16 protein-coding genes are annotated in these 13,586 nt (G+C 64.4%); 7 read left to right on the top strand and 9 right to left on the bottom strand.

The genetic code is table 11. From position 1 onward, the window contains the following. Window positions 1-54: 54 nt before the first annotated feature. The gene (locus K408_RS0124845; protein ID WP_024341194.1) at window positions 55-828 is read right to left on the bottom strand and encodes a gamma-glutamyl-gamma-aminobutyrate hydrolase family protein; all 774 of its coding nucleotides are present in this window, start codon (window positions 826-828) and stop codon (window positions 55-57) included. 90 nt (window positions 829-918) lie between these two features. Then, the gene (locus K408_RS0124840) at window positions 919-1,623 is read right to left on the bottom strand and encodes a hypothetical protein (protein ID WP_024341193.1); all 705 of its coding nucleotides are present in this window, start codon (window positions 1,621-1,623) and stop codon (window positions 919-921) included. Between the two features lie 133 nt (window positions 1,624-1,756). On the opposite strand from K408_RS0124840, the gene K408_RS0124835 reads away from it, so the two are divergent. Beyond that, window positions 1,757-2,908: an AI-2E family transporter gene (locus K408_RS0124835; RefSeq protein ID WP_024341192.1), complete on the top strand. Its 1,152-nt coding sequence runs from the start codon at window positions 1,757-1,759 to the stop codon at window positions 2,906-2,908. Between the two features lie 6 nt (window positions 2,909-2,914). Here the strand turns inward: K408_RS0124835 and K408_RS0124830 are convergent, their stop codons facing one another. The 5 genes from K408_RS0124830 to K408_RS0124810 form a co-directional block, all read right to left on the bottom strand. Then, window positions 2,915-3,211 carry an antibiotic biosynthesis monooxygenase family protein gene (locus tag K408_RS0124830; RefSeq protein ID WP_024341191.1) on the bottom strand — a complete coding sequence of 99 codons (297 nt, stop codon included), beginning with the start codon at window positions 3,209-3,211 and terminating at the stop codon, window positions 2,915-2,917. A gap of 86 nt (window positions 3,212-3,297) precedes the next feature. Further along, entirely contained in the window at window positions 3,298-4,518 is a 1,221-nt protein-coding gene (locus tag K408_RS0124825) for a GGDEF domain-containing protein (protein ID WP_024341190.1), read from the bottom strand. Between the two features lie 229 nt (window positions 4,519-4,747). Then, complete coding sequence (gene rpsI / locus K408_RS0124820; RefSeq protein ID WP_018642439.1) at window positions 4,748-5,227, bottom strand: 30S ribosomal protein S9; 480 nt, start codon at window positions 5,225-5,227, stop codon at window positions 4,748-4,750. 1 nt (window position 5,228) lies between these two features. Beyond that, a complete protein-coding gene (gene rplM, locus K408_RS0124815) occupies window positions 5,229-5,693 on the bottom strand; it encodes a 50S ribosomal protein L13 (RefSeq protein WP_018642440.1) in 465 nt (154 codons plus the stop codon). 158 nt (window positions 5,694-5,851) lie between these two features. After that, window positions 5,852-6,280, bottom strand: coding sequence for a PaaI family thioesterase (locus K408_RS0124810; RefSeq protein ID WP_024341189.1), 429 nt, complete (start codon window positions 6,278-6,280; stop codon window positions 5,852-5,854). A gap of 86 nt (window positions 6,281-6,366) precedes the next feature. Here K408_RS0124810 and K408_RS0124805 point away from each other — a divergent pair, with 86 nt between their 5' ends. From K408_RS0124805 to K408_RS0124785, 4 genes are all read left to right on the top strand, one after another. After that, the gene (locus K408_RS0124805; protein WP_024341188.1) at window positions 6,367-7,191 is read left to right on the top strand and encodes an enoyl-CoA hydratase; all 825 of its coding nucleotides are present in this window, start codon (window positions 6,367-6,369) and stop codon (window positions 7,189-7,191) included. A 19-nt stretch (window positions 7,192-7,210) separates the two neighbouring features. After that, entirely contained in the window at window positions 7,211-7,795 is a 585-nt protein-coding gene (locus tag K408_RS0124800) for a CoA-binding protein (RefSeq protein WP_024341187.1), read from the top strand. Between the two features lie 140 nt (window positions 7,796-7,935). Continuing rightward, entirely contained in the window at window positions 7,936-9,216 is a 1,281-nt protein-coding gene (locus tag K408_RS0124790) for an O-acetylhomoserine aminocarboxypropyltransferase (protein WP_024341186.1), read from the top strand. 203 nt (window positions 9,217-9,419) lie between these two features. Then, window positions 9,420-9,764 carry a hypothetical protein gene (locus K408_RS0124785; RefSeq protein ID WP_024341185.1) on the top strand — a complete coding sequence of 115 codons (345 nt, stop codon included), beginning with the start codon at window positions 9,420-9,422 and terminating at the stop codon, window positions 9,762-9,764. Window positions 9,765-9,769: 5 nt separating this feature from the next. Here the strand turns inward: K408_RS0124785 and K408_RS0124780 are convergent, their stop codons facing one another. Next, window positions 9,770-10,852, bottom strand: a complete 1,083-nt coding sequence (locus tag K408_RS0124780) for a COX15/CtaA family protein (protein WP_024341184.1) — start codon at window positions 10,850-10,852, stop codon at window positions 9,770-9,772. A gap of 91 nt (window positions 10,853-10,943) precedes the next feature. Between K408_RS0124780 and K408_RS0124775 the strand changes: the two genes are divergently transcribed. Next, a complete protein-coding gene (locus K408_RS0124775; RefSeq protein ID WP_024341183.1) occupies window positions 10,944-11,165 on the top strand; it encodes a DUF2842 domain-containing protein in 222 nt (73 codons plus the stop codon). Here the strand turns inward: K408_RS0124775 and K408_RS0124770 are convergent. After that, complete coding sequence (locus tag K408_RS0124770; protein WP_024341182.1) at window positions 11,149-12,198, bottom strand: polysaccharide deacetylase family protein; 1,050 nt, start codon at window positions 12,196-12,198, stop codon at window positions 11,149-11,151. The two genes, K408_RS0124775 and K408_RS0124770, sit on opposite strands and share 17 nt — an antisense overlap. Before the next feature lie 125 nt (window positions 12,199-12,323). Between K408_RS0124770 and K408_RS0124765 the strand changes: the two genes are divergently transcribed. After that, complete coding sequence (locus tag K408_RS0124765) at window positions 12,324-13,505, top strand: GNAT family N-acetyltransferase (RefSeq protein WP_024341181.1); 1,182 nt, start codon at window positions 12,324-12,326, stop codon at window positions 13,503-13,505. Window positions 13,506-13,586 lie beyond the last annotated feature (81 nt).

Raw genomic sequence — 13,586 nt, 5'->3', positions numbered from 1 at the left:
GCAAGAGCTCCTGCAGTGATGGCGCGGCAAGAGCTGCCCCACTCGCGAGCTGCTCTACGCCGCCGCCTTCTGCCGCGCGACCAGCGCCTCGCCGAAGGCCTCGAACAGCTTGCGGTTGACCGGATTGTGCTGCGGATCGTATTCCGCATGCCATTGCACGCCGAGCGCAAAGGTCGGAGCTTCGGCGATGCGGATCGCCTCGATGGTGCCGTCCTCGGCGATGCCCTCGATCAGCACGCGTTTGCCGGGCTCCAGGATGCCCTGGCCATGCAGCGAATTGACCCGGATCTTCTCACAGCCGAGAATTTTGGCGAACGCGCCGGCTGGCGTGAGGTCGACGTCATGGCGGTCGGCGAACACCACGGTCGGATCGGGATGAATCTCGCCGTTCTCGAGCCTGGGCATGCGGTGGTTCATGCGGCCCGGTATCTCGCGAATCTCGGGATGCAGCGAGCCGCCGAAGGCGACGTTCATCTCCTGCAGGCCACGGCAGATGCCGAACAGGGGGATGCTGCGGGCGACACAGGCAACCGAGAGCGCCAGCGCCACCTCGTCCCGGTGGATGTCGTAGGGCTCGTGCTTCTCGCAGGGGTCGACGTTGAAACGGGTCGGATGCACGTTGGCCCGGGCCCCGGTCAGGATGATGCCGTCCACGGTGTCGAGCAGCGCCGGGATATCGGTGATATCAGGGGAGCCAGCGAACATCAGCGGCAAGCCGCCGGAGACTTCGGCAACAGCGCGCAGGTTTCGCTCGCCGACCATCTGGACCTGAAATCGATTTTCGACGCGATGGGCATTCCCGATCACGCCGACGACCGGCTTTCTCATCTGTCGTTCTGAGCCTCCGGGTAAGAAGATTCTGAAAACATGCCCCTCGCACGGAACAAATTCAACAGAGGGGATCGCGGGACGGCAATGCTATTTTCGCGCAAAGGCCTCCCGGGCTACGCTCGGCTCCATCGCCGGCAACCCAGCAGCCTGCAGGGCGACCGCCGCAGGGGCATCCGGCACGGCCAACCAGGGCAATTTCGCGTGAAGTCCGCGTGTCACGGGCTCTCCGAGAGCACCACCGATGTCGATCGGCCAGAACCCATTGGGCACGACCTCGGCGGTGAAACCGCGGATCGCGTAGCCATCGCCCAGGACTGCCTCTGCGTGGCGGCCATCGACGAGGCGCGCGCTCGCAGGGTCCTTGAGATCACCGAAGCTCACGAGCACGGGGATCAACTCCCCCTGTACCGGGACGATTCCGGTCTGCCGGCTCATGTCCTTGAACGACACGCGGCTGCCGCGTGCGGCACCGTAGGCGCGGAGCGCCAAATAGTTGATGTCGTCGAGATCAAGCTTGGCGCCTTGCTGGTGCGCCAGCAATGCCACGAGGTTCTTGCCTTGGCCGAGGTCGACGAACACAGCCTCACCGCGCGTCGTGGTGCGGCCGCTGCGGTTGTAGTTGCGATCGGGCACGACGGCGAGAATGCCCGACCCGGTCTTGATCCCGTCTGGCGTCGTCACTTCGACCGTCAGGCGAAACTTGTGGTCCGGCCGGTTGATCCGGATCTGGTCGCCGCCGACGAGCAAAGCCAGAAGCCCGAGCAGACCTGCCCATTTGCTGATGAAACCCAAGCGCTCGCATCCTTTCAACCTTACCGCTCTGCACCGTTCGCGCGGCAGCGTCAAACCGGCCTGTTGCCGCTCTTGATCGGAAGCGCGTTTGTCGAAAGAGTGCCGGACGCAGGCCTGCGCGAAAGGACACGACGTGACGATTCTCAGAGATGAACGCCCCCCGACCCGCAGTGACCTCGCCCGAGATCAGGCTTGGGCGATTGCGGTCGGAGGCATCGGCGTCGTGCTTTTCACGGCGCTGCTCGCTTTCAGCTGGTATTTCGCGGCCACCCTGCTCCTGATCTTCACCGGCATGCTGCTCGGCCTCGGCCTCAACGCGCTGGTCAATGCGCTCGGCCGCCGGGTTCGCCTGCCCCACACCGTCCGGCTTGCGATCGTCTGTGTCGCGCTCGCCTTGGTGCTTGCCGGCATCGCCTATCTCGGCGGCGCGACCATCGCCGAGCAGGCCTCGCTGCTGAGCAAGACCATCAAGTCGCAGATCGCGAATGTGAGGTCCTTCCTCGAGACCCACGGCATCGACACCAGCTTCTTCGATTTCGGCAATGCCACCTCGGATGCCTCGGCCACGACTTCGTCGGAGGCGACCGCCGCGCCAGCGGCTCCCTCGCGCGCTCCCCTGCCCAGTGCCGGCGCGCTGGCTTCCGGCGGCGGCGCGATCGTGAGCCAGACCTTCAAGCTGCTGCTCGGCACCATTCACGGCGTGGGCAACGTCTTCATCGTGCTGTTTCTCGGCCTTGCCTTCGCGGCCCAGCCCCGCGTCTATCACGATGGCCTGCTGTTCCTGGCGCCGGCGAGGCACCGCACGCGTGTCGCCCTCGTCATCGACCGCATAGCGGAGACGCTGGAGCGCTGGCTGACCGCGCAGTTCATCGTCATGATAGCGGTCGGTGTCGTGACCTGGATCGGGCTTGCCATCATCGGCATTCCCGGCGCGTTCATCCTGGGAATCCAGGCGGGCCTGCTCGCCTTCATACCCACCGTCGGAGCCATCATCGCCGGCGTCATCGTGGTGCTGGCAAGCCTTGCCTCGGGCTGGATCCCCGCCTTGTCGGCCTTTCTCCTCTTCATGGGCGTGCATGCCATGGAGAGCTACCTGCTGACGCCGATCATGCAGCGGCAGGCGCTCGATATCCCGCCGGCCACGCTATTCGCGTTCCAGATCCTGCTCGGCGTCGTGTTCGGAATCTGGGGCCTGGCGCTGGCCCTGCCGCTGGTCGCCATAGCCAAGGTTATCATCGACCACTTCAAGACCTATGAGGCGCCGGCCCTCGCCGAGGTGGCCTGACTCCGGTCAGGTCGTCAGAACGACCTCTGTGTGCTCGACCTCCGGAGGTGCAGCAAAATACTGGCCGACAAGGCCGCGCCACTCGGTGAAATTCTCCGAACCGCGGAAATCGACGGTGTGGTTCTCCAGCGTCGCCCACTTCACCATCAGCCGGTAGCGCTGCGGCTTCTCGATCGATTTGTGCAGCTCGAAGCCGTGAAAGCCCTTGGAGCGGCCGAAGGCCGCCTTGGCCTTGGCCACGGCAGCTTCAAAGTCCTTCTCGCTGCCCGGCTTGACGTCGATTTGCGCGATCTCGGTGATCATCGGTTCCCACCCTTTGTTGTTGGATCGGCGTGTCTACCGCAGACGGCAGAAAAGAAAAAGGCGCCGCAACGGCGCCTTGGTCCTGCTCACGCCGTTGCTGGACGTGGCTGCGATGCACCGGTTCGCGCGGCGCTCTGGCGGCGCCAGTTCTCCAGCGACAGCGGCAGCTCCTCCGCCGCCTCGACGCGGTTACGGCCGCCGCGCTTGGCCTGGTAGAGCGCGGTATCGGCCGAGGCAAGCAGCACCTCGAGCTCGGTGCCGGCGGGACCTCCGGCGACACCGATGCTGACGGTGGTATCGACCGGGCCTTCATCGACAACGACGCCGGAGTTTTCGAACGCCTCGCGCACGCGCTCGGCGACCAGCACGCCCTCCTCCAGCGAGCAGGGCAACAGCGCTGCGAACTCCTCGCCGCCGATGCGGCCCGAGAGGTCCGAGATGCGCAGGCTGCTGACCACGACGGTCGAGAACAGCTTCAGCATCTCGTCCCCGGCGGGATGGCCGAAGCGGTCGTTGATCGACTTGAAGTGGTCGATGTCGAAGATCATCACGGTCACCGGACGCCCGGCCTTGGCCTCGCGCTCGATCACGCGCGCGCAGGCTTCCGAGAAGCCGCGGCGGTTGAGCATGCCCGTGAGCGGATCGGTGGAAGCTGCGGTCCGGTGCGCGGTCACGGTGCGCTCGGACACGAGCATGAAGATGACGAACACGGTGCCGACGGCATAGAGGATAAGCTCGACCGCGAACACTGTGACCCAGATGCTCTGGGAGAAGCTTGCATCGTGCGGGCGCAGGAAGCTGCCGATCAGGATCGGCAGCATCAATACGCAACCATGCATCACCGGCATCACCAAGGCCGGCCAGCGTCGTTGAACGCTCTTGCGCCGTTCGGTCCAGAGCTCGCTGGCGGTCAGCGCTGCATACACCGAGACGATGCCGGCGCCGACGAGCATGCGCAGCATGGATGCAGCCGGATCGAGCAGCGTCGCAGCAGCGACCCAGGCGAGCGCGCCGAGCACGAGACCGGGCCAGTTCGGCTTGCGGCCGTGGAAGACGCGCGCGGCGTTCCACACCATGCCGCAGGCGACGAAGCCGACGGCGTTCAGCGCCAGGTAAATGTGCGGGCCCAGCCTGTCGCCAGCCGCAGTCCATAGCGCGACGGCGGCGGCACCGAGAAGATAGGCGGTGCCCCACCATCTCAGCGCCGGGCTGTTCTCCTGCCTGCCGAAAAACACCATCATGGCGCCGAGCAGCGCGGCAACCATGGTCGCGACCAAATAGAGCGTGATGCTATCGAGCGACATCATGTCGGCCCCCTCTACAACATAGCAGTTACGCGATCGGCACATCCGATTTGCGCGCCCTTCCATAGGCGACGCTATGTCCGGCGGGTTCCATTCAGGTTTTCGCGCGGGGACAACTTTTCGGGAAACACGCCATCAATTTGCATACAAACGAACAGCAAAAAGGGCGCTGAAATCAGCGCCCTTTTGCATCTCATTGAAGCCGCTTTCGCGGCGAATCCGACGAAAGCGATTAACGCTTCGAGAACTGGAAGGACCGGCGGGCCTTGGCCTTGCCGTACTTCTTGCGCTCCACCACGCGCGAGTCGCGGGTGAGGAAGCCGCCCTTCTTGAGCACGCTGCGCAGCTCCGGCTCGAAATAGGTGAGCGCCTTGGAGATGCCGTGACGGACCGCGCCGGCCTGGCCGGAGAGGCCGCCGCCGGCGACGGTGCAGATCACGTCGTACTGGCCCGAACGCTGGGCTACCGAGAATGGCTGCTCGATCATCATGCGCAGCACGGGACGGGCGAAATAGACTTCGACCTCGCGCGAGTTGACGGTGACCTTGCCGGCGCCCGGCTTGATCCACACGCGTGCGACCGCGTCCTTGCGCTTGCCGGTGGCGTAGGCGCGGTTGAACTTGTCGACCTTCTTCTCGTGCTTGGGCGCCTCAGGCGCGGCCGCCGTCTTGAGCTGCGAGAGCTGGTCGAGCGATTGGATGGATTCGGCCATGTTATGCGGCCCTCGTGTTCTTGCGGTTCAACTTGGCGATGTCGATCTTCTCGGGCTGCTGCGCCTCGTGCGGATGATCGGCCCCGCCATAGACACGTAGGTTACCCATCTGCACGCGACCGAGCGGACCACGCGGGATCATGCGCTCGACGGCCTTCTCGAGCACGCGCTCGGGATGACGGCCCTCGAGGATCTGGCGCGCGGTGCGCTCCTTCACGTGGCCGACGTAACCGGTGTGCTTGTAGTAGGTCTTCTGCTCGCGCTTGCGACCGGTGAGGACTGCATGCTGCGCGTTGATGATGATGACGTTGTCGCCGCAATCAACGTGCGGGGTGTAGGTCGGGAGGTGCTTGCCGCGCAGGCGCATGGCGACGATGGTGGCGAGACGGCCGACGACCAGACCCTTGGCGTCGATCAGCACCCACTTCTTCGTCACCTCAGCCGGCTTTGCCGAAAAGGTTTTCATGTCAGAGTTTCCGTGGACGGGGAGCATCGGCGCGAACACCGCGCCGGACTGGGCGGTTTTCTAGAGAAGAGATGGTCAATGGTCAATGGCCAAGGTCGCAAATTAAGACTGCAATATCAATAGCTTGCAATTACGGTGTCATATTACCCGCAAAAAGCTCAAACATTTGGAATGGAATAGGTCGAGGTGACATGCGCGATCGGATCGGGTGACGTTCCGGATAACAGGTTCACTTCGCCGACCGCCAGACGCTTGCCGAGCTTGAGCAGCCGCGCCTCGGCCAGCACGTCCTGCCCCGGCTGGCCCTTCCGCAGGAAATTGATGTTGAGATTGGTGGTGACGGCGAGCCCGATCGGTCCGATCGCGGAGAGCAGCACCACGTACATCGCGAAATCGGCAAGCGCCATCAGCGTCGGGCCTGACACGGTTCCGCCCGGCCGCAGCATTCGTTCGCTGTAGCGCTGGCGCAGAAGGCTGGTCTGGCCGTCCGCGCTCTCGATGGTGATGTCGTCACCGCTGAAGGCCTGGGGAAATTCGTCACGGAGGAACCGCTCCAGCTCCGCCACGCTCATTTTCGCTAACGCCATGCCGCTTCCCACCCTCGCTTCACTTGCCCTGTTACATTAAGTTAGCTGTGTCATCCAACTGCAATCATTTAGCGGAAATCGCGTCAATGTCCGTCCAGGTCGCCCGCGCCCCCTCCCCACAACCGCAGATCCTGCTGCGCGAGACGATCGGCAGCATCGCGGTCCTGACGCTCAACCGCCCGGCCGCGCGCAACAGCCTGTCTGAGGCGATGATCGCCGGCCTGCATGCCGAGCTCAACGAGATCGGCAATGACAAGGCGATCCGCGGCGTCGTGATCGCGGCCAACGGTCCCGCTTTCTCGGCCGGCCACGACATGAAGGAACTCACCGCGCACCGCGCCGACCCCGATCGCGGCCGCGCTTTCTTTGCCGAGATGATGAATGCCTGCAGCGCGATGATGCAGGCGATCGTGTACCTGCCAAAGCCGGTGGTCGCTGCCGTCCAGGGCATCGCTACCGCTGCCGGCTGCCAGCTCGTGGCGAGCTGCGATCTCGCGATCGCGTCCGACGCAGCAACTTTTGCGACGCCCGGCGTCGACATCGGCCTGTTCTGCTCGACCCCCATGGTGGCGCTGTCGCGCAACGTGCCCCGCAAGCAAGCAATGGAGATGCTGCTGACGGGCGAGCCGATCCCGGCCGCACGCGCCCGCGAGATCGGGCTGATCAATCGCATCGTCGACGTGGGCAGCGAGCGCGATGCGGCAATCGCGCTGGCGCAGAAGGTCGCGCTCAAATCCGCCTACACGATCAAGCTCGGCAAGGAGGCGTTCTATCGCCAGGCCGAGATGAGCCTTGCCGACGCCTATCGCTATGCGGCAGAGGTGATGACCGAGAACATGATGGCACGCGACGCCGAGGAAGGCATCGGCGCGTTCATCGAGAAGCGCACGCCCACATGGCGGGATGAGTGACAACAAGAAAAGACAAGCGATGAACCACGACGCCTATCCCGACAATTACATCCGCGGCATCCTCAACAGCGTGAAGTCGATCGCGATGGTCGGCGCCTCGCCGGTGAATGTGCGGCCGAGCTATTTCGCTTTCAAGTATCTGGCGCAGCGCGGTTATGACATGATTCCGGTCAATCCTGGCCATGTCGGCAAGGAATTGCTTGGAAAGCCGTTCGTCGCCTCGCTCTCCGACTTCGGCCGCCCCATCGACATGATCGACATTTTTCGCAACTCCAGCCACATCATGCCTGTGGTCGAAGAGGCACTCACGCTCGACCCGCTGCCGAAGGTGATCTGGATGCAGCTTGGCGCGCGCGACGATGCCGCAGCGGCGAAAGCGGAATCGGTCGGTATCAAGGTGGTGATGAACCGCTGCCCCAAGATCGAATATGGCCGCCTGTCGTCCGAGATCTCCTGGATGGGCGTGAATTCACGCACGCTCAGCTCCAAGCGCCCCCCGGCGCCGACCCAGGGCATGCGCCTGTCCCTCAATCGAATGAGCGTCGGCGGCGGCGACACCGCGGCATCCGATCGTGCGGCGAAAAACAAGAGCGAGCAAAGCTGACGCAATCGCGAAGGATTCATTTCGCGAACGCGACAATGCGTAGCAAGATCGTTCCGATGTGAAGCGCCGCCTTGACGGCAGGCGCGGCGCCGATCAGCATGCCGCCCGATTTTCAGGCCACCAAGAACAGGACGCCCTCAATGAGCGATCGCCTTCCGGGATTTTCAACGCTTGCCGTGCATGCCGGTGCACAGCCCGATCCTACCACCGGGGCGCGCGCAACTCCGATCTATCAAACGACGTCCTTCGTCTTCAACGATGCCGACCACGCCGCTTCGCTCTTCGGCTTGCAGGCGTTCGGCAACATCTATACCCGCATCGGCAACCCGACCAATGCCGTCCTGGAAGAACGTGTCGCCGCGCTCGAAGGCGGCACGGCTGCGCTTGCCGTGGCCTCGGGCCACGCCGCACAAGTCGTGGTGTTGCAGCAATTGCTGCAGCCGGGTGACGAGTTCATCGCCGCGCGAAAGCTCTATGGCGGCTCGATCAACCAGTTCACACACGCATTCAAGAGCTTTGGCTGGAACGTGGTGTGGGCCGATCCCGATGACATTTCAAGCTTTGAGCGGGCGGTGACGCCGCGCACGAAAGCGATCTTCATCGAGTCCATCGCCAATCCCGCCGGCAGCATCACCGACATCGAGGCGATCTCGACGGTGGCGCGCAAGGCAGGCGTGCCTTTGATCGTGGACAACACGCTGGCCTCGCCCTACCTCATCCGGCCGATCGATCATGGCGCCGACATCGTCGTGCACTCGCTGACCAAGTTCCTGGGCGGCCACGGCAACTCCCTCGGCGGCATCATCGTCGATGCCGGCACCTTCGACTGGTCCACGGGCGGCAAATATCCGATGCTCTCGGAGCCGCGCCCCGAATATCACGGTATCCGGCTTCAGGAGACCTTTGGCAATTTCGCCTTCGCGATCGCCTGCCGCGTGCTCGGCTTGCGCGATCTCGGCCCCGCGCTTTCGCCGTTCAACGCCTTCATGATCCTGACCGGCATCGAGACGCTGCCGCTGCGCATGCAGAAACATTGCGATAATGCAAAGGCCGTCGCCGAATTCCTTGCCGGCCATCCGGCGGTGGCCTCGGTGAACTATGCAGGTCTGCCGAGCGACAAGTATCACCAGCTCGCACGCAAATACGCTCCAAGGGGCGCGGGCGCGGTGTTCACTTTCAGCCTGAAGGGCGGCTATGATGCTGGCGTCAATCTGGTGTCGAAGCTGCAGCTGTTCTCGCACCTCGCCAATGTCGGCGACACCCGCTCGCTGGTGATCCACCCCGCCTCGACCACCCACAGCCAGCTCGACGATGCCGCCAAGATCAAATCCGGCGCCGGCCCCGACGTGGTGCGGCTCTCGGTCGGCATCGAGGACAAGGAAGACCTGATCGCTGATCTGGAGCAGGCGCTGGCGGCGTAGCTGTTGTCGTTCCGGGGCGCGAAAGGCGCGAACCCGGAACCTCGAAGTGATGCGAACGACCTCTGAATTCCGGGCACGGTGCTTTGCACCGCCCCGGAATGACTGGCGATGACATATGTTCGGGCACCGGCCCGGTTAACAGTCATTAACCATACATCCCGCATACATCGAGCTTGGATCGCCCTTTTGATTCGGAGCCTGTGATGCTGCGCTGGATGGTGCCTGCCCTTGCGACGATGCTGACGGTTTCGAGCGCGCTCGCTGCCGACCTGCCGGCCACGCCGAAGCGGCGCGCGGCCATGCCGCCGCAGGATCCGCCGCAGGTCTACGTCGAAACCGATCCGGATGCGCTGATCTCGCCCGCCTATGGCATCGGCAGCTACATCCGCAACCTGCCGGGGACACCGCTGCTGCCCGGCTCCCACACGTTGCCGGGCTATTACGGCCGCCCGTGGAGCTACGATTATCAGGGCTCGTATTACGGTGGAAAGCAGGTCGACTATTTCTGGCGCCTGCCCTATGCGTGCGGCGTCTACGGCTATTGCTGATTCAATCAGCCAGGCTGGCCGATGGGAACCGCCCGCGGCTGCGCTTCGGCGGATTGCCGCCAGGCCAGACGCTCCAATTGGATCACGGAAAGCGCCAGCACCACGATCGCGACCGCCTGATGCGCGAGCGCGAGACCGATCGGAACCTGGTGGAGCAGTGTCAGGATGCCGAGCACCGCCTGCAGGGTCACCGCCGCAAACAGCCACAACGCGCCGCTCGCAGCCGCGCCTGCACGCGAGCGCACCGCGTCGATTGCGTGCAACGCCGCCAGTGCGAACAATAGGTAGGCGGTCATGCGGTGCTCGAACTGAACCGTCAGCACGTTGTCGAACATGTTGCGCCACCACGGCGTCTCGAACCACAGCCGCTCGGCGGAGGGAATGAAGGCGCCGTCGATCTCGGGCCAGGTGTTGTAGGCACGCCCGGCGCGCAGGCCCGCGACCAGCGCGCCGAAATAGATCTGTACGAACGTTACGACGAGGAGCAGCGCGCTGGTGAAGCGCAGCCGTGCAGGCGCTGCGGCCCGTAGCCGCTCGTTGAGCCGCCGCACCGTCCAGACGATGCCGGCGAAGATCACGAGCGCCAGCACCAGATGCGTCGCAAGCCGATATTGCGACACTTCCGTGCGTTCCGTCAGGCCCGAGGCCACCATCCACCAGCCGACCGCGCCCTGAAGACCACCGAGCGCGAACAGGAGCCACAGCCGACGCTTCAATTCACCGGACAGGCCGCCGCGCCACAGGAAAAACAGGAACGGCAAGAGATAAGCGACACCGATGAAACGTCCGAGCAGCCGGTGGCTCCATTCCCACCAGAAGATCTCCTTGAACTCCGAGAGGCTCATCCCTGCATTGAGCTCGCGATATTGAGGGATTTTCTTGTAGGCTTCGAACGCCTCAATCCATTGCGTCTCGGTGAGCGGCGGAACACTGCCCGTCACCGGCTTCCATTCGACGATCGAAAGGCCCGACTCCGTCAGCCGCGTCGCGCCGCCGACCAGCACCATCAGCGCGATCAGCCCGGCCACGGCGATCAGCCACGCGCGCACGGCGCGATGCGGTTCGGACGGTGCGGACATCATCGTCATTCGGGGCGAAAACCAAGCTTGAACCGGACTGCGCGCCCCTTATAGTCCCCCGCTTCCGCAGTGCAAGTTACGCGAAAGCCGCAAGCCCGCCATGACGATCCGCACCCGCAAGTTCCTCGGCGCCATCCTGCTCCTGGTGCTGGCCACCGTCTGGGCCCTGCTCGGCATGGCGCTGGCGCAGATGCCGTGGATCGCCGAGTCTGGCTGGCGGCAGGCGATCTATTACGTCGTGGTCGGGCTGGGCTGGGTCTTGCCGGCGATGCCTATCGTGAGCTGGATGCAGCGTCCCGACCGCATCAAGTCTGGCTCCTAGCGCTCCCCGTCGGCTTCACCGTCGCAAAGGCGACGCCCGATGCCAGGACACGCAGCATGCGCAGCGACCGCACCCGGCCGTCCCAGGAAATCCGCGGCAGCGCGCGCAGATTGGTGCGTCCCTCCGCTTCCACGACACCCGGGATCGCCGTCACGGCACTGGCAAAACCGGCCTCCTCCGCCATCACGACGTGGCTGCGCCGAAACGAGGCGCGATCGCCGAACGGAAAGGCGAAATGCGTGACTTCGCGGCGGAAAGCGGCTTCCGCAACGGCCTTGCCCATCATCATCTCTCGCAGTGCAGCTGCGTCCTTCATGTTCGCCAAGACGGGGCAATTCACCGTCGCGCTGCCGATCGTGACGAGCGGATCCGCAGCCAATTTCGTCAGATCCTCCCAATCCATCGACGCTGCGCGCGAGAGCGCCGCGAGGTCGACCCGGTAGCGCGTGCAGAGATCGGCAATGGCGGCCGACAGATCCGCGGGCGGCAGCGAGCGGAGCCAACTCTCCAGATGCGAAAACAGCGCCTGCTTCTCGGCATTGTCGGTTACGGTGAAACGCTGCTCCTTCTCGCCCATCATCAGGCTGATGCGGCTCTCGCGCGCGATCACCTGCTCCAGCCCTGACCACCAGGCCTCGCCGACGCCGTCTGGAAACGCGGTCGGCACATAGATCGTGAAGGGCACGGCGTGGCGCACCAGCACGGGATAGGCGAAGTTGATGAGGTCCTTGCTGGCGCCATCGAAGGTCAGCGCCACAAAGCGCCCCTTCTCCGGCAGCGTCACGGCGCGGTGGCATACCTCGTCCATGCCGAGGAAATCGTACCTCCACCGCTTCAGCGCGCGAATGGCGCGATCGAGAAATTGCGGCGTGATCTCGCTCGCGCGCGATGGCTGAAACCCGCCCCGCCGCCGCGGCCGCACGTGCTGAAAGCGCAGAATGGCGCCGGCCCCGCGACTGCGCAGCACGGCTTGGCCGGTGAACCAGGCCAGCTCGAGGCGCAGACGCTCCAGCCATCTGTCGTCGGATACCAAAATCCCGCCCTTCGCGCGCGCCGCCGCCGTTCCCTCTCCCTGTCATTACCCTTTGTTGACCTTTCTTTGCAAAGGTCGGCCACAGGCCGAAATACGTATTATCGATTTCTCGACAGGTTTCGCGAATGACCATGGCTGCGGCGATGCAAAGCCGGACGGCAGAAGCGCCATCGCGGTCAAAAGCGAGACGTATCGCTCATGTCGATATCGTCATCGATCTCGCCGAGGCCGAGGCCGTCTGGCGCGCCTTCGAGGAGCCCGGCCATCTCTTCACGCCCTATCAGCGCTTCGACCTGCTCAGCGCCTGGCAACGACTGGTCGGCGAGCGCGAGGGCGCGCGACCCTTCATCGTGATTGCCCGCGACGCCGAGCACCGGCCGCTCCTGCTGCTCCCGCTCTGCCTGCGCCAGAGCCATGGCGTCCGCACGGCCTGCTTCATGGGCGGCAAGCACACGACCTTCAATATGGGCCTGTGGGATGCCGAATTGGCGGCGCAGGCCGGCGTCGCCGATCTCGACGCCCTGCTTGCGGCGCTGCGCGAGCGTGTCGACGTGCTCGTGCTGACGCAGCAGCCGCAGCGCTGGCACGACCGGACGAACCCGTTTGCGTTGCTGCCGCGGCAGAGCGCGATCAACGGCTGCCCGCTGCTGACGATGGAGCCCGGCGGCCCGGCGGCATCGCGGATCAGCAATTCGTTCCGCCGCCGTCTCAAGAGCAAGGAAAAGAAGCTACAGGCCCTCACCGGCTATCGCTATCACCTGGCCACATCAGATGCCGACGTCACCCGCCTGCTCGACTGGTTCTTCCGCGTCAAGCCGGCGCGGATGGCCGAGCAGAAGCTGCCGAACGTCTTCGCCGAGCCTGGCGTCGAACAGTTCATCCGCAGCGCCTGTCTTGCGCCACGTGGCGAAGGCCGCGTCATCGACATTCACGCGCTCGAATGCGACGATGAGGTGATCGCGATCTTCGCCGGCGTCGCCGATGGCCAGCGCTTCTCGATGATGTTCAACACCTACACGATGTCGGAGCACGCCCGCTACAGCCCCGGCCTCATCCTGATGCGCTACATCATCGATCGCTACGCCGAGCGCGGCTACCGCTCGCTCGACCTCGGCATCGGCTCGGACGACTACAAAAGGATGTTCTGCAAGGACGACGAGGACATCTTCGACAGCTTCGTGCCCCTGACCTCGCGCGGCAGGCTCGCCGCGATGGCAATGTCCTCACTCAGCCACGGCAAGCGGCTGGTGAAGCAGAACCAAATGCTGTTCGACCTGGCCCGCCGGCTGCGGCAGGCGTTCGGATAGACGTCACCAGCTCTTTTGCGCTCTCCATCCGCTTTCGCGCTGCCCCTTGCCCTCCCGTCGAGGACCCTGGAGAGGGAGTGT

Origin of the sequence: Bradyrhizobium sp. in8p8 (assembly GCF_000426845.1) — a bacterium.
Lineage (GTDB): Bacteria > Pseudomonadota > Alphaproteobacteria > Rhizobiales > Xanthobacteraceae > Bradyrhizobium > Bradyrhizobium japonicum_C.
Note: the sequence above shows the minus strand (reverse complement) of the source record. Positions and strands in the feature narration are given on the sequence as shown.